The sequence below is a fragment of the Halalkalibacter akibai JCM 9157 genome, assembly GCF_000513135.1.
Taxonomy (GTDB): domain Bacteria; phylum Bacillota; class Bacilli; order Bacillales; family Bacillaceae_D; genus Halalkalibacter; species Halalkalibacter akibai.
In genome coordinates this window covers 39,660-62,432 of record NZ_BAUV01000009.1, presented here as the reverse complement: position 1 = coordinate 62,432, position 22,773 = coordinate 39,660, and the positions used below count along the sequence as shown (strand labels likewise).

Genomic DNA, 22,773 nt, shown 5'->3' with positions numbered 1-22,773 from the left:
TTTAGATAAAATCCTTAAATTGCTCTAGTAAATGCTCAAGTTTATCTTCATAAACAGGGACGTCTGGCAGTGATCTAATAAATTGTTTTCCATAGCGAGTGGTAGAAATTCTTCGATCAAAGACAAATACGCAGCCACGATCTTGCTTTGTTCTAATTAATCTTCCAAATCCTTGTTTAAAACGTATAATCGCCTGAGGAAGAGAGATATCCATAAACGGGTTTCTACCGTCCTCTTTCGCACGCTCAAATTGAGCTTGAAGTAGAGGTTGGTCTGGAGGAGAAAATGGCAGTCTTACAATAACCAGAATTTGTAATTCCTCTCCTGGTAAATCAATCCCTTCCCAAAAGCTACTTGTACCGAATAAAACAGCTTGATGGCTTTGCTTAAACATTTTCATTAATTTAGCACGGCTACCACTTGTAACACCTTGACCAATAAGTTGATGTAAACCAAATTCATTATAGTCTTTAATTTGCTGATAAACTTGCCTAAGCATTTCATAAGATGTAAACAGAACTAACATTTTGCCATTTGATGCCTGCATGATTTTCCAAAGACTTTTTGCTACTTCTACTGAGAATTGATCATCCGTCACGTCTTTAATAGCTGGTATATCTGTTGGTAATAGCAGCCTGACTTGTTTATCATACGAAAAAGGAGAAGGTATAATGGATGTTTTTACCCCAAAGTCAGTTAATCCTAAACGTTTTTCTTGGTATTTAAATGTGCCATTTACAGAAAGGGTTGCGGAGGTTAAGACAACACTCTTTTTATTCGTGAAAAACTGATCTGCCAATAAATCAGCTACATCAATCGGTTTTCGAAATAGAAATGTAGCATTTTTAGCTCCTCTCGGCTCGATTTCAATCCAGTAAACAAAATTAGGATCATATTCGAGTAACATCTCGTAAAGAATCTCTTCTTGCTCGAGGAAAGATTCAACGACACTTTCAATGTCAGCAATAAAACCTCTGTCCTTATAGGTCATGTCTTCCCTTATGTCTTGAAATGGCCTCAACCATTTTTGCATTTGCATGAAACTATCTTTCGTTTGCATATGAACACGCATTGCGCATTCTAAAATAGCCTGCCAATAAGAATTTGTTTCCTGATAACTTTCGAAACGATACCTAATACGGCCTATGTCAGTTGCACTTGTTTTTTGTTTTTGTAACACATACCCATGTAACATCCGAAATAATTCATCAATCTCATCTTTTAAATTCGATAAAGGTTTCGTTATATTAATCGGTTTAATGGGAATTTGATAATCTTCCATTAAGCGATCTAGAGAGTCAAGCATTTGCTCATCTGTCTGTACACCTAAACGCTGAAATAAAAACGAAAACGTCAAAAAGTCTGTATGTGCCCCTAAGTGATCACTCGCTGTTTCTTCTAAATGGTGAGCCTCATCTATAACTACATGAGAATACGAAGGCAATAAATTTTGGTCGTGAACTAAATCGGTACATAATAGAGCATGGTTTGTGATAATCAAATCAGCTAGTTGTGCTTTTTTTCTTGCCCTATGATAAAAACATCTTGAAAACCAAGGACTGTATCTGCCTAGGTCTGAAGCGGCGTCACTTTGCACTTCGAACCAATAACCTCTTCCTCCTGAAGGGAGGTTTAATTCCTCAATGTCACCCGTATTTGTTTCTGTTAACCAGATCAAAAGCAATGCTTTCGTTAATAACACATCATAACTGTCCTTATCTATTTCAACCAGCGATTGTTCAAATTTTCGTAAACATAGATAATGGCTTCTGCCCTTTAATAAAGCAACTTCTAATTGGAAGGGCAGAATTTTGTTTAATATTGGCAAGTCTCTTGTTACTATCTGTTCTTGTAACGGTATCGTTTGTGTACTAATAACAACTTTTGACTCTGATTGATGCGCAAAGAAGGCAGCAGGTACTAGATAAGCAAGAGACTTCCCCGTTCCTGTTCCTGCTTCAATCATTATATGTTCATTTTGTTGAAATGCGTGATCTACTTCTTTCATCATTTGCTTTTGACCAGGTCTTAATTCATGATTAGCAAAAGCCAGTTTTATTTTGCCTTCGTCTCCAAACAATTGAGAAGAATAACTAGCAAATGTATAGCTCTTTTTCTGATCTGCTTGGTCTAGTTCGGATACTCTTTTAATAGCTAACTGGCGATAACAATCAAAGTGTTCATCTTCAACTTGATCACCACTTATTAATTTATCGTGAATATACGATGCGAGTAATGGTTCTAAGTCACTTTTTAATCTCCTAGCTATAGGAACTAATTGTTGCAAAGTTAACAACGGTAACTGTTTTAATTTATGTATAAGTGAAATAAATAAAGTGGCAGTAACAAGAGCATCACTATCCGCCTGATGAGGTCTGTCATGTGAGAATCCAAGTTGTTCAGCAAGTTGGCTCAATTTGTAACTTTCCTGCTGCGGAAGTAATATTCTTGATAACTCGACCGTGTCAAAGGCTGCCATTTGAGGTAACTGATAGCCTTCTAACTCCACTTGCTTTCTTAAAAAAGATAAATCAAAATCAACGTTATGAGCAACAAAAGAACTCCCCTCAAAAAGGGAGAGAAACTCTGGAATAATTTCTTGAAAAGAAGGGGCATTTGCAACTACCGAATCAGAAATGCCCGTTAACTCTTCAATAAATGGAGGAATGGATTGTTCTGGATTAACAAAAGAAGCAAACGTCTCAATTATTTCCCCATCCTCAATAACAACTGCTCCTATTTGAATAATCCGGTCTCCCTTTAAGACAGAATGCCCGGTTGTCTCAACATCCACCACTGTATAACGCTCTTTCATTGTGTTCCACCTCTATTTTAAAAACAACCCTATTCTACTTGTAATCTTTGTATTTCAGGCCATGTCTCCTCAAGCCAATTTAATGATTTTTTTATATTGCGGTTGCTTGGGTCTAACCAAAGTACTTCACGAAAATATTTAAGGGCATTTTCTTTATCGTCCATTAACGCGTAATTCCATGCCAGGCCGTGCAGAACTTTTGTGGAATTACCGTGTTTTTCTTTTATTCGTCTGTAACAGTGAACAGCTACAAAGTGATAACCGTGCCATTCACAAACATAGGCTAGTGATAGTAAAGCCTCTTCTGAATCTAATAAGTGAATACTGGTCGTCCAAGAAGCCCAAGCGATATCCTTCTCTCCTAGTTGCCACTGACAACAACCTAAATAAAAGAACGCTTCGCCGTCTTCAGGTACTTCTTCACAATAGGACATTAAATATTCTTTTGCAAGTGCAAACGCCTCATCATGAAAATAACATATCCCTAAATTATACACGACATCTGTTGTAGAAGTAAGTTCTTTAGCTGAGTGGAATGAAGCAATCGCATCATCCACACGTTCTTCCTGGGTTTGTAAACAACCTAGCCCTACAAATGCAAAATGCCTAATAGGGGGTCGTCTGCTAACTTGGAGAATATAAAGGAACGTTTCGCGCGCTTTGGATAGTTTACTGGCAAAAAGTGAAGCAAATCCTATATAGAGCCTTCTTAAGTCATCTTTCTCTCCACTTGGACGCTCTTGTTCAAGCTCTTCTACAGCTTTTTCAAACATTTCCAGCTGATAGTAAGTGGTTCCTTTTGATTCGTACGGTTCCAGTGTTGTTTCACCAAGATGTTCGCGAAGATCATTTATTTTTTCATCTAACTCTGTCCATTGGTCTAAAAGAGCACCTGCTGTTTCTTCTAAGTACTTTAACTGATCTTCTTGCTCTTCAGATGACATAAGTGCCCACTTTTTTTCTGTCTCTTTAAAAATGGATTGCCACGAGTTTAACCAATTACTCAAAAAAACCCCTCCTCTCGATCGTATACATAAAGTGTTTATCGAAGAGGAGAGGAATATGCGGATTATAGAACGGTAGAAGCTGGCTCTTTGTCTAACATTTCAATAATTTGATTGTGTTCATTCATGATTGCCACTTTTGGATGGTGATCTTTAACCTTTTCATCAGCGACAAGAGCATAAGAAATGACGATAATTACGTCACCTTCATGTACTAACCTGGCAGCTGCACCATTTAAACAAAAGACATTACTTCCTCTTGGCCCTTTAATCACATATGTTTCAAATCTTGCACCATTATTATTATTAACGATTTGCACTTTTTCATTTTCAACAATATCAACAGCATCCATAATATCTTCGTCGATTGTGATACTACCAACATAGTTTAAATTTGATTCTGTCACACGTGCACGGTGAATTTTTGCTTTCATCATTGTACGAAACATAACTCGTTTCCCCCTATGCTTCCAAAATATAATTGTCAATTAATCTTGCATGTTGATAGAAATAAGCGATAGCAAGAATGATGCGACCACTGAGTTGCTCTGGTTGTTTTAAACTGGGATAACTAAGTACTTCGACATAATCTATTCGACCTGAAGCTGAAAGTAATCGTTCTTTCATTTCAGCTAAGATGATTTCTCGCTTTTTTTCACCCGCTTGGATACGTTTAGCCCCATATTGTAAAGTTTGATAAATAATTGGAGCCTCTTGTCTTTCTTCTGCCGTTAAGTAAACATTTCTAGAACTTTTTGCGAGTCCATCTTCTTCTCTAATCGTTGGGCAAGTATTTAATTGAATTGGAACATTAAAAGCCTCAATCATATTTGCAATAATCGCTACTTGTTGCGCATCTTTTTGCCCGAAAAAAGCTTCATCCGGTTGAACAATTTGAAACAGTTTCATCACTACCGTTGCTACTCCATCAAAATGTCCTGGTCGACTAGCGCCACAAAGAACATCCGTTCCCCTCGTGACATGGATAGTCATTGGCATTTCCTTAGGATACATTTCCGTAACTGAAGGATAGAAAAGGACGTCTGCGCCAGCCTCTTTTGCCAACTGTTCATCTCGTTCAAAATCGCGGGGGTACCGATCAAAATCTTCATTTGGCCCAAATTGTAATGGGTTAACAAAAATGCTAACAACCACTAGGTCATGTTTTGCTTTAGCCGCTTGAATTAAGCTAAGGTGACCTTCATGTAGGAAACCCATCGTAGGAACAAAACCAACTGTTCGCTTTTTTCTTCGAGCACTTTTTACTTCTTCTCTAATACCCTTTATTGTTTCTTGAATTATCACGAACTGACGCCTCCATATAGAGCTTGTAATGCGTCTTCACTCATGCTAAAAGAATGCTCTTGACTTGGGAAATTCTTTGCCTTTACCTCATCTACATATGTTTTAAGCGCCTTCTCGATCATTGGAGAAATTTGCGCATAGCTTTTTACAAACTTCGGTACGTGGACACTACCATAGCCGATTACGTCATGGTAGACAAGTACTTGTCCATCTGTGTTAACGCCTGCCCCTATTCCAATAATAGGAATTTCGCATGCTTCTGATAGCATTGCACCTACTTGCTCAGGTACACATTCAACAACTATAGCAAAAGCACCCGCTTTCTCAATTGCTTTTGCATCAGCTACGAGTGCTTTTGCAGCATCTGCATCTTTGCCTTGAACACGGTAGCCCCCTAAGACTCCAACTGATTGAGGTGTAAGGCCCAAGTGTCCCATTACAGGAACTCCTGCTGCTGTCAACTTTGCTATTGTGTTGATAACATCACCAGCACCCTCAAGTTTCACTGCATTTGCTCCACCTTCTTGCATTAACTTTCCTGCGGATTTAAATGTTTCTTCAATACTTGAATGATAAGTTAAAAAAGGCATATCTGCGACAATAAACGTGTTTTTAGCTCCTCTTCTCGCTGCCTTCGTATGCAAAAGCATATCATCAAGTGTTACTGGGATTGTTGAGTCGTAACCTAAGACGACCATTCCGAGCGAGTCACCTACTAAAATCATATCAGTTCCGACATCTTCTACTAGCTTTGCAGCCGGAGCATCGTAAGCTGTTAACATAGTGATTTTCTCTTGTTCCTTCTTCATTTTCATGAAATTGGCAGTTGTTTTCATTTTATTTCCTCCTTTTTTTAAAGGAGGGCTTCATTAAACGATAAACGTCAGCAAAAAAAGGATCACCTCTAACAAGTATCATTCACCTTGCAAACAGAGGTAACCCTTTGAAGCTGTTTTTTACAGCAACTATTCCAACCACTACACGTTTATGTTTTGAACCCCTCTGTCCTAGTCCTTGATGGATCAAGGCAGATCCTATTTAAATAGTCAAACGGTGCAGTTCCGAAAAAAGGATACCGCCCATACCCCAAAAGTATAACAGCAACCTTTACTTTTGGGAAGCAATTTCAATATCAGCAGAATAAATGGAATGGGTTTCCCCAGACTCATCCCTCAAAAGTAACACTCCATCATCTGTAATACCAACTGCATAGCCATACAGAACCTCTTTCATCGTTCTTGCATAGATGTTCGTGCCTACACTCATGGAGTATGCTTCCCAAAGAGTTTTTATTGGACTAAAACCTTCTTCTAGATAAAGATCATAAAGCAACTCAAATTCATTTAAAATTGCAGAAATGACTGCAGCTCGGTCCACAGGTTCATTTTTTTCCAATAAAAGTGATGTAGCTATATCTCTAATATCCGGGTCAAAATCTTCTCGACTTTGATTAACATTGACTCCAATGCCGATAATCACAGAATGAACAAAATCTGGGTCAGCTTGCATTTCGGTTAAGATTCCCACTAACTTTTTACCATTAATTAAAACATCATTGGGCCATTTTATTTGACAATCAAGACCTGTATTAGCATGAATGGCGCGAACAACGGCTACAGCCGTTAACAAAGTCAGCTGTGGTGTTTTTTGCGGTGGAAGCTCTGGACGTAAAATTAAACTCATGGACACACTAGTACCTTGTCTTGAGTGCCACGTCCTTCCCAAACGCCCTTTCCCAGCAGTTTGTTCATTTGCAATCACAATATGACCTTCATTGGCTTGATTTTGCGCTAATTGATGAGCAATTATTTGAGTTGAATCTGTTTCCTCATAGTACGATATCTCATGTCCAATTCGTTTCGTTTGTAAACCTACTTTTATCTCATGTGAATGAATCCCGTCTCCTTTTCGGACTAAACGATAGCCTTTTCTAGGTGCGGATTCAACTTCATAACCGTTTTTTCTTAATTCGTCAATGTGTTTCCAAATAGCTGTACGTGTACACCCTAGTTGTTGGCTAATTTTTTCTCCTGATATAAACTCATTAGGATTTTCTGCAAAAACTTTTAGTAATTTTTCTTTTAACATAATTCCACCTCAACTAAAGCTTCGAATAGTAAGTTCGTTTCATTTGGACATTGACCTGTAACTACCATTTTTTCTGCATAATCCAAAGCCTTTTTTAACCAAGGGCCTTGCTTCTTATTTGTACGCGACAGTAAATCCCGTCCGTTTATGGCCAATTCAGATCGTTTATGTATAGGTAGAGACATCCAATAAGAAGACAAAACATCTTCCGTACAATAAGATAAGTTAAACCGCTGTCGTATCGTTTCTACATCTTTTGCAACATCAAGGGAAGCATAGTAAAGATCTTCCTTATTCCACTTCTGTTCTTTCCGTTGATTAAAATAATGTAGCCTTGTATGGATAGCACGTATCAGTTCATTTGATAAAGCTAAATGAGACAAAACATCGGTGTGATGACATATGCAAAACGCCGTCCAACAAACAATATCTGAATCTTCCGATAATGAGTTCACTGTTTCTAGTTGATCAATTGTCTGAAGATCTAATGATAAGCCAGGTATCGAAAGATAGACATTTGTTTGTTTCAAAAAGCTGAGAGCTTGTTTATAATAATCGCCTTTTAATAACTTCATCCATTCCTTACCAACACGTTCGACAGCTACACCTTTTAATTTGGGATGGTTTGTCTGAATCGTATCAAATAGATTTGTTTCTACTTGAAAACCTAACTCACTTATAAATCTGCAAACCCGAAGCATTCTTAATGGATCCTCTAGCATGCGTTCGAATGGATCAACGGAAGCTAGTTGTTTCATAGCTATATCATGTTTTCCATTTACCACATCTATAATAAGGCCTTTTTCATTCATAGCTAAGCTATTTATTGTTAAGTCACGTTTTTTTAAATCTTCTTCAATCGAAGAACCGCGAATGGTTGTTAATTCAAAGAGTAAACCTTCGTAACGAACGAGGATCGTTTGATGTACAGTGTTTGTTTGAAACGTTTTTGTAAACAAGTTAGAAATATCATGAGGTTTAGCTGTTGTGACAATATCTAAATCTGCTATTGAACGTTGTAATAAGAAATCACGAACGGCTCCGCCCACAATATACGCATCAAATCCACTTTCTTTCAACTTAGTGATAAGAGATTTTGCTTTCGTCCATTGATCCATACTCATTTCTCCAATACTCGTTGATACAACCTTTCATATTGTGAAACAATAAGATCCGAATGAAAAACGGCTTTTACATGTTCAGATGCTCTTACCGAGAAAGCTTCATAACTCGAAATATCGGTTAATAATTGAACTGCTTTATCTGCCACACACTCTACGTCTCCTACATCACATAAAAATCCTGTCACTCCGTCAACAATTACTTCAGGAATCCCACCTGCATTCGTTCCGATAACAGGAATCCCACATGCCATTGCCTCAAGCGCTACAAGACCGAAACTCTCCTTTTCACTTAAAAGAAGCATTAAGTCACTCATTGAGAGTAGTTCTGCAACATGTTTTTGATTTCCTAAAAACAACACTTTATCTTCTATATGTAATTCTCTCACTAACTGTCTAGCAACCGCTAACTCTGGTCCATTCCCAATTAAAAGTAATTTTGAGTTTATTTTCTCTTGAATTAGAGCAAAACTTTTAACGACATCAGGAACTCGTTTAACTTGCCTGAAATTCGAAATATGAATCAGCACTTTCTCATCATCTGTAATGTTATAATGCTTTTTCAATTCCCCTACTTCGCGTTTTGTATAAACACGTTCATCAATGAAATTATAAACCGTTTCTATTTGTTGATTTGTCGGTACGAGTTCGTGTGTTTGTTCTACTAAATCATTAGATACGGCTGTTACAAGATCCGATTTTTCGATTCCAAACTTAATAATATCCTTTAAAGAGGGATCATAACCTAAAACCGTTATATCTGTTCCATGAAGGGTTGTAATGATCTTTAATTGATTGTTTAACATCTGTTTGGCCAGTATCGCACAAATCGCATGTGGCACTGCATAGTGAACATGGATAAGATCTAACTTTTGGCGTTTTGCGACTTCTGCCATTTTACTCGCTAATGTTAGATCATACGGAGGATATTGAAAGACAGAGTATTGATTTACTTCTACCTCATGATAGTAAATATTTGGATAAACACGGTCAAGTCGAAAAGGAACACTTGAAGTAATAAAATGCACTTCATGGCCTCGCTCTGCTAGTAACTTCCCTAGTTCAGTTGCTATTACACCAGAGCCACCGACAGTGGGATAACAACTAATACCGATTTTAAGTTTCATTATACTGTTCCTTTCCTGCTAGAAAATCAGAAACCACTATTGGCGATGAAGTCATAAACCCTTCTGCATACTGGACCCCTACTTCTTTACCAAACAGCCGCTCTCTAGCAAAGACGACATCTATGTAGTCATTGGTTAGAGGTGTATCAACCGAGTCCACTGATTTTACAAATTGACTTTCATAGGCTAATAATGCTTCTTTCTTTTTATCCATAAAACCAGAAACGTTCACTGTAACGTCCGGATGTTCATATCCATTTATAAAATAGTAGTATAACTGCTTAGGTCGAAAGGCTGGTAACTGTTTAGCACATTCATAACGTTTAATTCCAGCATTAAAAACAGCTTCTTCAATTAGTTTTGCGCATGCACCATGATCTGGGTGCCGATCAACTGGAAATGGAGCGAACACAACCTCTGGTTTATACTCTCTTATAACTGCAGTGATTTCCGCAATCTGCTTAGACGAAGCATTTTTCAAACCACGGTCTGGTAGTGAGAGTTGAATTCGAGCAGCTACACCAAGAATAGTTGCTGCTCGTTCTGCTTCTCTTTGTCTTAATTCAACCGTCCCATTGGAAGATAGTTCAGCTTTTGTTAAATCACAAATACCAACCTTATGGCCATTAGTGACATGTTTGGCCAATGTAGCACCCATTCCAATTTCGACGTCATCTGGATGAGCTCCAAAAGCTAACAAATCAAGCTTTGTCATTGGTGATCATCCTTATCTTCTTCTCTCCAAGCAAAATCTCCACGATCTAGACCTTTAATTAACACTTCTGCTGTGCCCAAATTGGTCGCCAAAGGAACATTTCTTACATCACACAAACGAATTAATGCTGTTACATCTGGTTCGTGAGGTTGCGCAGTTAGAGGATCACGGAAAAAGAGTATTAGATCGAATTTATTTTCAGCAACAAGTGCCCCAATTTGTTGGTCTCCACCTAAAGGACCTGACTTGAATCGCTTTACTTTTAAAGAAGTTGCTTCCATAATCCTTGTACCTGTTGTCCCCGTTCCAAAAAGCTCATGTTTTTCTAAGATTGCTTCATAAGCAATAGCAAAATTCACCATATCATTCTTTTTCTTGTCATGTGCAATTAATGCGATCCTCATTATTTTCTCCCCCTAGTTATGTATATCTTTAATTCATTATTCGATAATATGTTCTAAACCATAAACAAGTGTATCAATCTTTAATACAGATTCGACAGCTAACTTCACACCTGGCATAAATGAAGTCCGGTCAATGGAATCATGACGAATCGTTAACGTTTGTCCAACTCCTCCAAAGATAACTTCTTGATGAGCTACTAGTCCTGGTAATCTTACACTATGGATCCGCATTCCTTCAAACTCTCCGCCTCTTGCCCCTTGAAGTTCTTCCGTTTCATTTGGGTTACCTTGCTTTTTTTGTTCACGCACTTCTGAGATCAATTGAGCGGTCTTTAATGCTGTTCCTGAAGGTGCATCTAATTTACGATCATGATGGCGTTCAATAATTTCTACATCTGGCATATATTTTGCAGCCATTTGTGAAAATTTCATCATTAAGATAGCTCCAATTGCAAAGTTAGGTGCAATGATTGCTCCTAATCCTTTGTCTTCAGAGATTGCTCTTAATTCTGTAATATCCGTTTCTGTGAAACCAGTCGTCCCAACTACAGGTCTAACTCCATTTGCAAAGGCTGTCTCCATATGCTTTCTGCCAAAAGCAGGCGCCGTTAAATCAATTAAGACATCAACATCCTTATCCTCAAAACATTTCTGCATATCAGTATAAATAGGAACATCTATACCATGAAACCCTTCAACTTCTTGTAAACTCATTCCTTCATGCCTAGAATCTACAACTGCTACAAGTTGAAACCCTTCTGTACTTGATACCATTTTTACTGCTTCTTTCCCCATATTTCCACGTGGTCCTGCAACTACAATTTTAACACTCATCGTTATTCTCCTTCTTTTCTAGTCCAACGATCTTTATCACGGACTTCAAATTTATTCATCACAAGATCAAAAGCTTCTTCTAGGTCAATATTTAATGAGTTGGCAAAACAAATTAAAACAAATAGAATATCTCCCATTTCTTGCTCCATTGTATTTGCTTCCTCAGTAGATTTCTTAGGTTTCTCACCGTGAAAATGGTTTACCTCGCGAGCTAATTCACCGACTTCTTCTGTCATTCTAGCAAGCATCGCTAAAGGGCTGAAATAGCCCTCTTTGAATTGTCCTATGTATGTATCTACTTCTTCTTGCATTTGTTTCATCGTTTTCTTTTCCAAGTGATCACCTCAACTCCCTACCAAACATGTTAGCGAATAGTTAGCCATTTGACAAATATTTATAAATAAAAAATGACACATTATCTTTCATAACCTTTTCCTTCGATTTGCTGTTCATTTCTTTCTTCTATATAATAGGCATGATATTCCAATTACATTTTATCACAAGGAGGGCTTCATGGCTTATAAGGTACGTGTGAGAAACATATTTTTTATTTTATTAGGCTCAGCCATTTTATCATTCGGCCTTGTTTATTTTAATATGGAAAACAATTTAGCTGATGGTGGCTTTACGGGAATTACGTTGATCCTATATTTTGTTTTTCTAATCAACCCTGCTATTTCAAATCTGGTCTTAAATATCCCTTTGTTTTTCATCGGATGGAAAATACTTGGAAAAGTTACGTTCATCTATACAATCATTGGAACAATTGGGGTTTCTATTTTTCTAGAACTCTTCCAACGCTATCAAGTGATCTCCATTCCACTTCATGATGATATGACACTTGCTGCATTGTTTGCAGGGGTCTTCATAGGTGTTGGACTAGGAATCGTCTTTCGATACGGAGGGACAACGGGTGGAGTTGATATCATTGCTAAACTCGGATATAAGTACCTTGGCTGGAGTATGGGAAAGACAATGTTTATGTTCGACGCACTCGTTATTGCCTCTTCGCTGGTTTACTTAAATTACCGTGAAGCTATGTACACTCTACTTGCGGTGTTTATTGCAGCGAAAGTGATTGACTTTATTCAACAAGGCGCTTATTCAGCTAAGGCCTCCCATATCATATCAGATAAAGTTCCTGAAATAGCAGCTGCAATTATGAAGGAAATGGACAGAGGGGCAACCATTTTAAAAGGGAAAGGCAGTTTTACAGGTACAGACAAAGAGATTCTTTACTGTGTTGTAGGAAGAAATGAATTAATTCGCTTAAAAACATTAGTAGAGCGTATTGACCCTCATGCCTTTGTCACCGTCAATGACGTTCAAGATGTAATCGGAGAAGGATTCACTTTAGACGAAAACAAAAAGCCGTTAAGTTTATAGAAAAAAAAACTTGGAGACAAAGCTCCAAGTTTTTTTAGTCATCGCTATTCATACCGATATACATAAGGATGAAACGAACTAATTCTAATAAAGCCACAAGCGCACCAGCAACATATGTTAATGCCGCAGCATTTAAAACTTTACGTGTATCGCGTTCTTCATCATTTCGGATAACACCCGATGAAACAATCTGCTCCATTGCACGACTAGAAGCATTAAACTCAACAGGTAATGTTACTAATTGGAACAAAACTGCAGCAGCCATTGTGATGATCCCAAGTAAAATGAAACCTGATGCTCCCATTAAAATACCTGCTAAAATTAAAAAGAAAGAAGCATTTGAACCAAAACTTGCTACAGGAACTAACGCATGACGAAAACGTAAAAACGCATAGTTCTCAGCATCTTGCATTGCATGCCCGACTTCGTGCGCCGCAACAGCAGCACCCGCAACAGACGTACCATAGTAATTATCAGTTGATAAACGTACGACTTTTGAACGTGGATCATAATGGTCTGTTAACGTACCGCGAGTTTCTTCAATTTTCACATCATAAAGCCCATTTTCATCTAGGATTTTTCTAGCAACCTGAGCTCCTGTTAAACCAGAAGATGTGTGTACTTGAGAATACTTACGATAAGCTCCTTTTACTCTCATCTGTGCCCAAATTGGAATAATGAGTAGTAAGATAAAATAAACCAAAAAGCCCATTGATTAAACCACCTCATATTAAATTTCTTACTATAATTTTAAGATGAATATCAAACAAAGTCAAACGAAATCACTGTTCTGATAGTGGTTTCCGCCAGTTCTCACATTTCTGTCACATTATTCTTTAGCTCGTACTTTTTGTTTTTCTGCTTTGTATTTTCTATAGCCAACATAAGAAAGTGACATTGTAATCATTCCACCAATTGATATCATCACCCACCACAACGAAGGGTCAGCTGTGTCTTCCTTTACTCGTTGGTATAAATGAATCCATTCTTCTTCCATCACAACAAGATGACTTGCCACCTTAGCTTCATCTAAGTTTCCATTCCTTATTCGCTCTAAAAATTGAATTTGCGAATCCACTCTTTGTAATTGCTGTGGGTCAAGATCAATAAAAAGCGCAGGTCTAATCATCTCATAATGCCGTAAAAATTCGTTAAACCTATGTTGAAAAGCTTGGACTTCCTGTTCTGAAATGGCCTTTTTCATTGCTTCTAACGAGTTCATGACGGATTGCTCAGAGTGTAACCACAATGGGTGGTGTTCACTAGATAAGGCATCTACCGCTAATCGAAAACCAGTAACTGTAAAGATTCGTTGATCTAGCGCCATATCAGTTGCTGTAACAGCTTCAACTGCTTTTTCAAATGAACTCGTTACCGTCCTTAGAGCGCTCATTGTAATCCCTTCTTCTTGGAAATCAACTTCTAGAAAAGAAACAGAAAAGTAATCCAACAACTGTTTAGCTTCTTCAAAATCTTCTTGCTTAACTAATTGAAGAATTTGATCTGATGTGTGGTTTAAGTTTTTCCATGTATGTAGGGAAGATGATTCATCTGCTTTAATGCTCTGTGGAACACTCAACATAATGATGGCAAATACCATGACGTAAATAACATGACGCATGTTTGTCCCTCCTTCTTCTACTTTCATCCTATGAAGAGATGGACAAGAGTAGACCAAGAAAGAACAGAAACTACGAGATTTTAAATGAGGTTATTTCGAATACGTCTAGAACTCTATTGTAGATCTAGTGTTAGTCTATTTTTTCTTACTCCCATTAAATAAACAATTAGAAGTGAAAAAATGCTCAACCAAAACGTGAAATAACCAATTACGTCAATATCAGAAACTAAACGATGGGAAACCCACGGATGCATATGAAAAACATAGTCAATGATATCATTATGTAATGTCCAAATGGCAACAACAACTAAATGCCATGGCTTGATCCGATAAAAGGGAGCGTACAAGACTGCTTGAATGGCCATTCCAGCGTGAGAAAAGATAAGCATATAATTTACCCAATTTAAGCTATCTCCTGCAAAGCCTCCAGCAAGATTCATCGCCACAGCCCAAATCCCGTATTTAATTAAAGTAACAGCAGCAAACGCCTCCATTAACGGCCAGCGACAATTCAATAAATAAGCGAATAAGACAAACACAAAAAACAAACTCGCTGTCGGACTATCAGGCACAAAAAGGAGAAACCGTGTAGGAGTTTGTGCAAGCTGCGTTTCATACCATATGTAACCGTAGATCGTTCCTGGAATATTAATAAGCAATAGCAATACAACAACCCATTTTTGACCAAAAAATTGAAATAGATTTGTCATTTCCTTAGCCCTACCTTATCTATTAAATACTTCTGGATAGCAACTCTCTTTACAGCTGTTTTCGTATACTTTGTTGATTTAATACGGGCGTGTTCGTTCCGTTCCGCTGTAGCCACTCGCTTTTTCCGGGATGTGTCGAGTGACTTCCATTTCACTAAGAGTAACAATCATTATACCCCAAAGCAACAACCATTACGAAAACAACCTAAGAAAAAAAGCTGACTAAAACCAGTCAGCTTTTCTTTCTTATTCGTCTTCAGGGTTCCCATGCGCTGCGATGTACTCAGCTAGAATTTCTAGCTCCTCATCAGTACCATCGAATAAACCAGCAGGCATTGCACCTTGCCCGTTAATGATTACATTCATGACTTCTTCAGCATTTTTCTCTGTATCAAGAAGCGAAGGTCCACCCGCTCCACCAGCCATCGTATCACCGTGACAGCCAATACAAGAAGCTTGAGCAGTGTAAATCGCATATCCTTCAGCATCAGTATTGATATCCGCTTCTTCAACAATTGCACCTTGTTGTGCAGCAGCTTCCCAGTCATGTTGATCGACTGATTCCCATGTTAAATAAAACACAGAAATGAAACCAAGAATCATCATACTAGTAGCAATTGGACGTCTGAAAGGACGACGCTCTTTTCCAGTATCTAACCAAGGAGCAAGTAACAACGCACCAAAAGCAAGACCTGGCATAACGATTGTCCCGATTACATTATAGTCACCAGAAGCATACGTATACTTAAGAAGTTGATACAAAAATAGAAAATACCAGTCAGGTAATGGAATATAACCAGCATCAGTCGGATCGGCCATTCGCTCAAGCGGTGCCGGATGAGCTACTGTAATAAGAAGGTAACCCATTAAGAATACTGCACCAACCATCCACTCTTTCAAGAGGAAGTTCGGCCAGAACGCTTCCGTTTTACCTGGATACTCCGAGTAGTCTTTAGGAATATTGGGTTTTCGGTTATTTGCCTTGACACGAGAGTCACCGACAAACTTCATACCTTTACCACGTTCCATCTCGTTCCCTCCTTTTCAATTGTTTGCAAGTATGTACAAAAGAGAGTTGACTCCAATACTCTTTTGTAAACCTATCATTATTTTACAACGGTCCTGAAATACCTTGTTTACGGATCATATAGAAGTGAGCCGCTAACAAACCAAGCAATGCAGCTGGTAAGAAGAAAACGTGAATAGCGAAGAATCGTGCTAGTGTTGCTGCACCAATTACTTCACCACCAGCAAGCAATGTTTTCGTGAATCCGCCAATAACCGGAACACTTTCGGCGATTTGAAGAACAACCGCAGTTGCGAAGTATGCCTTCATATCCCAAGGTAATAAGTAACCCGTTACTCCTAATGCAAGCATAACAAAGAAAATAAGGACCCCAACTACCCAGTTTAATTCACGAGGCTTCTTATATGAACCTGTAAAGAAGACACGCAATGTGTGTAAAAACATCATAACAATAACTAAACTTGCGCCCCAGTGGTGCATACCACGTACGATTACACCAAAAGCGACTTCATTTTGTAAGTAAGCTACTGATTGATAAGCGTTGACGATATCTGGTACATAATACATCGTTAAGAACATCCCAGATAAAATCTGAATGACTGTAATAAAGAATGTTAATCCTCCAAAACAGTAAACGAACGCAGAGAAGTGGTGAGCAGGGTTAACATGCTCAGGTACTTCATGGTCAGCAATATCGCGCCACATAGGCGTAATATCAAGACGCTCATCAACGTAGTCGTAAATTTTCTGAAGCATTGATTACGCCCCTCCTTATGTTCGCTGATTGATTTGACCTAATAAGACTTTTCCGTCTTCTACCACAACATCATAGACATCTAGTGGACGTTGTGGAGGTGTACCTGGAATGTTAATCCCTTCTTTGTCAAACATTCCGAAATGGCATGGACAGAAGAAACGATCAGGATGGTCTGCTTGTGTTCCATACGCTACTGTACAGCCTAAATGTGTACATGTTGGTGATAAAGCTGTTACTGTATTATCACGAATGAAGATGTACGCTTCACGAGTTACTTCAGATTCATACCAAGCATCTGTTTGCTCGAATGAGAATCTAAACTTCTGTGGCTCTTCCGTTAATTCAGCAACTTCACATACATACTTCAAGTCCGTTTCAGCACCAGCTTTCAAAGCAGGGTCAAGGGCAAATCTTGCCATTGGCATTAACATTCCCGCTGCCATGAAACCTCCAACACCAGTTAGTGTGTACGTTAAAAATTGTCTCCGCGAAACTTTGTGGTCTCTTTCGCTCACTCGTTTTCCCCCCTTACACAATAAGGTAAACCCAAAATTGGGCATAATTGAACACATATTATACTAGGACATACCCATGATAATACAACATGAAGTAATAAGCAACATTTTCCGCAATTTGGCACAATTTCGGCATAATTAAGCTGAAAAAGTGATGAATTTCATTGACATAGGAAAGAGTTACTTTCGTTAAGCCTCTTGCCACTTATTTGTCATAAGTGGAATGAGCTGTTTCATCTGATCTGATATTACTTCTCGTTTATAACTAACATCCATATGTTCTAGTGGAATTGTAGGTAACCAGATCAGCATCCCATTCAACTCGTTCTCTACCAATTTCCACTCACTATCTGAGGTTAAGTAAACCAAATGTTTCACTCCCCCAGCTTTTAGTTCTGCCTCCCACTTTTCCAGTCTAGCTAATCTACTTGGTGATTCCTCCGATTTAATATAGGAAAATGCCGGAAATTGAATCACACGTCCATGAAACTGTTTTTCTAGCTCTGTAGCCATGATCGAAATAAACTCACCCATTGCCACCGTTTGTTTTATCTCCGTTTGCCATGAAACAGGGACTAGCGTAATGATGGCTGTATCAACGTATTCTTTTGCTTGTAAATATGTATCCATTTCAGTTGCTTGCCACTTCATATGTACACCTCTCCTATAAGCATTTCCATTTATTTTAGCGTTTATTTTATTTTTTCACAAATAAATAGGATGACCCAAAAGATATCTTCCTTTTCGGTCACCCTATTACGTTTATTGTTGTTCGTTTTCTAATAGCTTTAATTGTTCAACAAGTGTTTTAAAAGTTGCTTCATCTTGGCGATCAAGAGCTAAATCAATTTCTGAAAGTAGCTGATCTTTCCTGAAGTCTCTAATGGACCGGTCCAGTAAAGATTCAGCTTCCTTCTGAAACGCAACAGCTAGCTCGATATTTTCAGGTATATGAGGATTATCTTCAAGAACGACTAAATAAGGTGGATATTGCTTAGCTCCATTAAAATGCAACTCAATGTAAATTTCTTCATTTTGATTTAGACGAATATCATGAAATGCTTTTTCAGCATCTGTCGTTATATGTTTTTCTTTATGAAAAGAAAACGGAATACTATCGACTCCTTTGGCTGAGATAATTAAAGCTTTTGGAGTATGCGCCGCTTGTTCAACAAAGTGCACTCTTTCCATTAATTCATCGTCACTCATTAGATAATTTAACAACCAAGCACATTCCCTTCGCTTCAATTCAAACTGTTGCAAGAAGCTTTTAAGAAATTCTTTTTTATCCACAACTGGAATGATGTTGCCCACGCTTCACCCCTCCTTAATGTCTTCTCATTTCATGCTATTCATAAAGATGATTGTATAATGATATATTCGCTAAAATTAATTAGATTCCTTTTAATTTTCGAAATTAGTCTAAGTTTTGAAGCAACTCAGAAACTCCTGTATTTTCCGGTTGAAGCAAGAGAACTTGTTGAAATTTCAGCTTCGCTTCCTCTCTTTTTCCAAACTCTAATAAAAAATATCCATACTCTTCTAAAAAGTCAACATCATGTTCATAACCCACTTCAATCTCTCTATAACATTTAAGAGCTTTATCGAAATCATCGTTTTCTCTAAGTGCTGTCGCCTCATACCAAGTATAGATCGGGTCTTCTTCTCCCATCTCTTTAACATGAGACATAAGTTCTAGCAGTTCATCATACATTTCTACATGCTTAAAGTATGCAGCTAACGTCTGAACGGCTTCCACGTTTGATGGATTTAACGCAATTACCTGCCTTAAAAATCGCTCGCCCTCATTAGGTCGCTGACGCTTAAAGCTTAATTTACCAGCTAATACATATAACTGCTCATTATACTCATCAACTTTTATCCCTTTTTCAAGTATTTCTAGGGCATCATCAAACCTTCCTTCAGCCTCATAAGCTTTAGCTAAGTAAGGGTAAAGACTTGAATAATCAGGATCTAATGCTAACAAGGCCTCTAATTGTTCAATAGCTAAAATCATATCGCCCATTTGATAAGCTGTAAAACCATATCCAAATAAAGCATTTGCATCCATCTGTTTATTCAAACCTTCTTTATAATAGTGTAGAGCATCCTCAAATTGCCCACTAGCACTATAGCTTCAGCCAACAAAAGTTCAACATGGACATCTGGAATTGCTTCTTTTGCATGCACAACCCTTTTTAAATAAGGAATGCTTTTATGTAATCACCGCGCCCTAAATAAAATTCCCCAAGGCCGTATGAAATAATCGGCTCATTCGGCGCTTTTTCCGCAGCTTTCAGTAATTTTTGTTCTGCCACTTCATCTAACGATTGTAGTTGATATAAGTCAGCTAAAAGTAGTTGAGCTTGTAGATAAGCAGGGTCGTGCTCTTTGATTTCTAAAAGTAGCTCAATCGCCTCATCTTCTTCATCCAAGTCTATTAGCAGTTCCGCAGCAAACGCATATAAGCTTCCTTCGTCTGGATATAACATCAACAGTTCATCTACTAGGTTTTTCGCTTTATCAATATGACCGAGTTGATAATATGCCTCTGCGATGTCATATTTTAATTGATGATCACCTGTTTTTTCAAGGGATGCTAATTCCGTAAGCCCTTTTTCTACATGACCTTGTTCAATTCCTTGCATTACCTTTTCAATTGCATTCATATGTACTCCCCCAAAATAAACTTCTCATTACTAAATACTGACTTCGACACTTCTTAGTATACCCCTTCTTTAATCAATAGAAAAACCATCATTCATCGGAATGACGGTTGTAGGTCGTTTTCATCGGATCAAGAGCTTGTTCTTTGCTGTTGAAGGTCATTCCCCGAAGCTTCTGTTATAGAAAGGAATTTCCCCGGTCTTTTAATTTCGACTAACCGTCCAAAACCAGGTTTAAGTGAAATATTGTCATTTGACTTAATCATCTCACCTCTTATCACAACTATAGCCGGTTCTCTATTATCATAAACATTCTTTTCTTCTCCCACAACTTTTTCGACTTCATCAGGATGTTTATCTTCTCTTGAGAATAGTAAATAATCAGCATCACTACCGTTTAACAAGATACCTTTCTGAGGGTATAAACCTATTTTTTGTAGCAATGCTTTTGACCATCTATCTAATGGAGTTAAATTGGAAACTGTGTGGATCTGAAAAGCCGAGCAACGCATTAACCATTCCTTAATTAATATAGCTTCTTTCTTTGGAGGTGATAAGTGCACACAAGGAACGAGAACCGAAGGATATGTTAATAGGGTTTGCGATAAATGAGTCCAAGGTAAAACATTCATCTCTTGATATGATGAAAACATCACACGAATAAATGGTATGCGCAGACCTTGACACGTACGTAACACAGAGGGACTTAACAACTTGACAGGAAGAGTTAACCCTATTACATAGTCAAGCGTACTGCTAGCCATTGCATGTTTAGCTCGCTTAAATGTTTGCTCAATTTGCTTTTCATACTCAACTACTGGTGCGACTGCAACTGTAGTACAACCTCTTGAAATTAAGAAAGATTGCCTTTGCTGAAAATCTTGAAAATTTTCGTAATGTAAGATTTGATCATCATAAACAATTCCACCGTCGGTCATATCAACACCACTCATGACCACTCTTCTCTTATTCCATTTCTCGAATGCGCTTGTTACGTAATGTACTTGTCCATTATTAATTAAATAGGAACGGAGTGTATTTACCTCTTCGTCTACCTTTGTTGCCTTATCTAATAAGTACATCTCAAATTCCTCCCACAGCTATGATATTGACAAGCTATGAAGAAAAATTGTAAAACAGAACAATAAAACTAAATTTTTCTGTCATTTGAGAATTTTCCCTTTTAATTTATTGACATATGGTAGAAACCGGTTATAATAATAAATAAGCGTATGGTTTCTCTCCACTCCTATCCATACAAATTTTAGCCTTTGCTAAACTCCTTGTTGAAAACGCTTACGTTTCCGACAAGGAGATTTTTTTGTGAAAACACATGTAGAAAGCCTATGTTCATTATTGAACATAGGCTTTTTAAACTCTTATTTCTGGAGCGTATTAAGATGCTCAAAAAAACTAGGATATGATACAGCAATTGCTTCACTTCGCTCTATTACAACTTCACCATCAGCAATCAGACCAGCGATAGCCATCGCCATTCCAATTCGGTGATCCCCGAAACTACTCACAGCAGCTCCATGTAATGACGAACCTCCTTCAATCACCATACCGTCATCAGTAGCCGTAATCGTTGCTCCCAATTTGGTTAACTCACTAACGACCGTATCAATTCGGTTTGTTTCTTTTACTTTTAACTCCTCTGCATCACGGATGATTGTTTTCCCTTCAGCCTGACTAGCGAGCACTGCAATAATTGGAATCTCGTCAATAAGGCGTGGGATTAAATCGCCACTAATTTCAATCCCTCTTAAATTTGAACTTGAAATAGAAATATCTGCGATTGGCTCTCCGCCGGCTACTCTTTCGTTTGTAATGATAATACTTGCCCCCATTTGCTCAAGTACATCAATAATACCAGAACGAGAAGGATTGAGCCCAACTCCTTCTAACGTAATATTGCTTTCTGGGACGATAGCAGCTGCCACTAAGAAGAAAGCAGCAGAAGAAATGTCTCCAGGGACGATTATATTTTGAGCAGTTAATGTCTGCCCTCCTTCTACTGACACCGTTAAACCATCTCGTTTTACTTCTACACCGTAAGCTTCTAACATCCGCTCAGTGTGATCTCTAGAAAGAGCAGGCTCCGTAACAGATGTTACCCCTTTACTTTGAAGCCCAGCAAGTAAAATGGCTGATTTAACTTGTGCACTAGCTACTTTTGATTGATAAGCGATTCCCTTTGTTGCTCCTCCACGAACGGCTAAAGGTGTAAAGTTTCCGTTCTCTCGTCCGTCAATATAAGATCCCATATCACGTAAAGGACCTGTTACACGCGCCATTGGTCTTTTCGCAATCGAATCATCTCCTATCACTACGGAATGAAACGGTCGAGTAGCTAAGATTCCTAACATTAGTCGAGTTGTCGTCCCCGAGTTTCCAACATCTAATATCTCAGTCGGTTCTTGTAAACCATCCCAACCTTTTCCTTCAATTGTAACTTTTTCTCCGTCCTGGACAATGGTTACACCCAACTTACGAAAACAATCAATCGTACTTAAGCAATCTTCTCCAGGTAAAAAACCTTCTACTACAGTCGTACCATTAGCTATCGCACCAAACATAACCGCTCTATGTGAAATGGATTTATCGCCTGGTATCCGAATTTTTCCGTTTAAACCAACTTGTGTTTTCTTAACCGTCGCTGTACTCATAAAAAAACC

General features: G+C 38.1%; 25 protein-coding genes. 1 reads left to right on the top strand and 24 read right to left on the bottom strand.

All coding sequences use genetic code 11. The annotated features are described in order from the left end of the window. Position 1 precedes the first annotated feature (1 nt). The 12 genes from dinG to JCM9157_RS07545 form a co-directional block, all read right to left on the bottom strand. Positions 2 to 2,815: an ATP-dependent DNA helicase DinG gene (gene dinG, locus JCM9157_RS07600; protein WP_035663542.1), complete on the bottom strand. Its 2,814-nt coding sequence runs from the start codon at positions 2,813 to 2,815 to the stop codon at positions 2 to 4. Between the two features lie 29 nt (positions 2,816 to 2,844). Beyond that, entirely contained in the window at positions 2,845 to 3,822 is a 978-nt protein-coding gene (locus JCM9157_RS07595) for a tetratricopeptide repeat protein (protein ID WP_035663539.1), read from the bottom strand. Positions 3,823 to 3,884: 62 nt separating this feature from the next. Next, complete coding sequence (gene panD / locus JCM9157_RS07590; protein ID WP_035663537.1) at positions 3,885 to 4,268, bottom strand: aspartate 1-decarboxylase; 384 nt, start codon at positions 4,266 to 4,268, stop codon at positions 3,885 to 3,887. 13 nt (positions 4,269 to 4,281) lie between these two features. Continuing rightward, positions 4,282 to 5,124, bottom strand: coding sequence for a pantoate--beta-alanine ligase (panC, locus tag JCM9157_RS07585; RefSeq protein WP_035663535.1), 843 nt, complete (start codon positions 5,122 to 5,124; stop codon positions 4,282 to 4,284). After that, positions 5,121 to 5,960, bottom strand: a complete 840-nt coding sequence (gene panB / locus JCM9157_RS07580) for a 3-methyl-2-oxobutanoate hydroxymethyltransferase (protein ID WP_035663528.1) — start codon at positions 5,958 to 5,960, stop codon at positions 5,121 to 5,123. Before panB ends, panC begins: the two co-directional genes overlap by 4 nt. Positions 5,961 to 6,231: 271 nt before the next feature. Continuing rightward, entirely contained in the window at positions 6,232 to 7,212 is a 981-nt protein-coding gene (locus JCM9157_RS07575) for a biotin--[acetyl-CoA-carboxylase] ligase (RefSeq protein ID WP_035663527.1), read from the bottom strand. Continuing rightward, a complete protein-coding gene (locus JCM9157_RS07570) occupies positions 7,206 to 8,330 on the bottom strand; it encodes a CCA tRNA nucleotidyltransferase (protein ID WP_035663525.1) in 1,125 nt (374 codons plus the stop codon). Before JCM9157_RS07570 ends, JCM9157_RS07575 begins: the two co-directional genes overlap by 7 nt. Positions 8,331 to 8,332: 2 nt before the next feature. Further along, positions 8,333 to 9,460 carry an N-acetyl-alpha-D-glucosaminyl L-malate synthase BshA gene (bshA, locus tag JCM9157_RS07565; protein ID WP_035663521.1) on the bottom strand — a complete coding sequence of 376 codons (1,128 nt, stop codon included), beginning with the start codon at positions 9,458 to 9,460 and terminating at the stop codon, positions 8,333 to 8,335. Continuing rightward, the gene (gene bshB1 / locus JCM9157_RS07560; protein ID WP_035663519.1) at positions 9,450 to 10,175 is read right to left on the bottom strand and encodes a bacillithiol biosynthesis deacetylase BshB1; all 726 of its coding nucleotides are present in this window, start codon (positions 10,173 to 10,175) and stop codon (positions 9,450 to 9,452) included. The genes bshA and bshB1 overlap by 11 nt, the downstream gene beginning before the upstream one ends. Beyond that, positions 10,172 to 10,579, bottom strand: a complete 408-nt coding sequence (locus JCM9157_RS07555; RefSeq protein WP_035663516.1) for a methylglyoxal synthase — start codon at positions 10,577 to 10,579, stop codon at positions 10,172 to 10,174. Before JCM9157_RS07555 ends, bshB1 begins: the two co-directional genes overlap by 4 nt. A 36-nt stretch (positions 10,580 to 10,615) precedes the next feature. Next, positions 10,616 to 11,413 carry a 4-hydroxy-tetrahydrodipicolinate reductase gene (dapB, locus tag JCM9157_RS07550; protein ID WP_035663514.1) on the bottom strand — a complete coding sequence of 266 codons (798 nt, stop codon included), beginning with the start codon at positions 11,411 to 11,413 and terminating at the stop codon, positions 10,616 to 10,618. A 2-nt stretch (positions 11,414 to 11,415) separates the two neighbouring features. Next, the gene (locus JCM9157_RS07545; protein ID WP_035663511.1) at positions 11,416 to 11,748 is read right to left on the bottom strand and encodes a nucleotide pyrophosphohydrolase; all 333 of its coding nucleotides are present in this window, start codon (positions 11,746 to 11,748) and stop codon (positions 11,416 to 11,418) included. A gap of 178 nt (positions 11,749 to 11,926) precedes the next feature. Here JCM9157_RS07545 and JCM9157_RS07540 point away from each other — a divergent pair, with 178 nt between their 5' ends. Then, positions 11,927 to 12,799: a YitT family protein gene (locus tag JCM9157_RS07540; RefSeq protein ID WP_035663510.1), complete on the top strand. Its 873-nt coding sequence runs from the start codon at positions 11,927 to 11,929 to the stop codon at positions 12,797 to 12,799. A gap of 34 nt (positions 12,800 to 12,833) precedes the next feature. Here JCM9157_RS07540 and JCM9157_RS07535 read toward each other — a convergent pair whose 3' ends face one another. From JCM9157_RS07535 to aroA, 12 genes are all read right to left on the bottom strand, one after another. Next, positions 12,834 to 13,511 (bottom strand): zinc metallopeptidase, encoded by a 678-nt coding sequence (locus tag JCM9157_RS07535; protein ID WP_035663508.1) that lies wholly within the window; start codon positions 13,509 to 13,511, stop codon positions 12,834 to 12,836. A gap of 117 nt (positions 13,512 to 13,628) precedes the next feature. Further along, a complete protein-coding gene (gene ypjB / locus JCM9157_RS07530) occupies positions 13,629 to 14,420 on the bottom strand; it encodes a sporulation protein YpjB (RefSeq protein ID WP_035663505.1) in 792 nt (263 codons plus the stop codon). A gap of 113 nt (positions 14,421 to 14,533) precedes the next feature. After that, complete coding sequence (gene lhaT, locus JCM9157_RS07525) at positions 14,534 to 15,130, bottom strand: lipoprotein heptaprenylglyceryl N-acetyltransferase LhaT (RefSeq protein ID WP_035663504.1); 597 nt, start codon at positions 15,128 to 15,130, stop codon at positions 14,534 to 14,536. Between the two features lie 246 nt (positions 15,131 to 15,376). After that, positions 15,377 to 16,159, bottom strand: a complete 783-nt coding sequence (locus tag JCM9157_RS07520; protein WP_035663503.1) for a menaquinol-cytochrome c reductase cytochrome b/c subunit — start codon at positions 16,157 to 16,159, stop codon at positions 15,377 to 15,379. Positions 16,160 to 16,241: 82 nt separating this feature from the next. Next, positions 16,242 to 16,913 (bottom strand): menaquinol-cytochrome c reductase cytochrome b subunit, encoded by a 672-nt coding sequence (gene qcrB, locus JCM9157_RS07515; RefSeq protein WP_035663502.1) that lies wholly within the window; start codon positions 16,911 to 16,913, stop codon positions 16,242 to 16,244. Positions 16,914 to 16,928: 15 nt separating this feature from the next. Then, complete coding sequence (locus tag JCM9157_RS07510; RefSeq protein WP_035663501.1) at positions 16,929 to 17,429, bottom strand: Rieske (2Fe-2S) protein; 501 nt, start codon at positions 17,427 to 17,429, stop codon at positions 16,929 to 16,931. A 189-nt stretch (positions 17,430 to 17,618) separates the two neighbouring features. Further along, entirely contained in the window at positions 17,619 to 18,080 is a 462-nt protein-coding gene (locus JCM9157_RS07505; protein WP_035663499.1) for a YpiF family protein, read from the bottom strand. Positions 18,081 to 18,191: 111 nt separating this feature from the next. Then, positions 18,192 to 18,743, bottom strand: coding sequence for a ReoY family proteolytic degradation factor (locus JCM9157_RS07500; protein ID WP_035663498.1), 552 nt, complete (start codon positions 18,741 to 18,743; stop codon positions 18,192 to 18,194). A gap of 103 nt (positions 18,744 to 18,846) precedes the next feature. Further along, on the bottom strand, positions 18,847 to 19,512 hold the full coding sequence (locus JCM9157_RS25245; protein ID WP_235714847.1) for a tetratricopeptide repeat protein: 666 nt from the start codon (positions 19,510 to 19,512) through the stop codon (positions 18,847 to 18,849). Between the two features lie 115 nt (positions 19,513 to 19,627). Then, positions 19,628 to 20,098 carry a tetratricopeptide repeat protein gene (locus tag JCM9157_RS25240; protein ID WP_235714846.1) on the bottom strand — a complete coding sequence of 157 codons (471 nt, stop codon included), beginning with the start codon at positions 20,096 to 20,098 and terminating at the stop codon, positions 19,628 to 19,630. Between the two features lie 128 nt (positions 20,099 to 20,226). Further along, positions 20,227 to 21,177 carry a hypothetical protein gene (locus JCM9157_RS07490; RefSeq protein WP_035663497.1) on the bottom strand — a complete coding sequence of 317 codons (951 nt, stop codon included), beginning with the start codon at positions 21,175 to 21,177 and terminating at the stop codon, positions 20,227 to 20,229. Positions 21,178 to 21,474: 297 nt separating this feature from the next. Beyond that, positions 21,475 to 22,764 carry a 3-phosphoshikimate 1-carboxyvinyltransferase gene (gene aroA, locus JCM9157_RS07485; protein ID WP_035663493.1) on the bottom strand — a complete coding sequence of 430 codons (1,290 nt, stop codon included), beginning with the start codon at positions 22,762 to 22,764 and terminating at the stop codon, positions 21,475 to 21,477. Positions 22,765 to 22,773 lie beyond the last annotated feature (9 nt).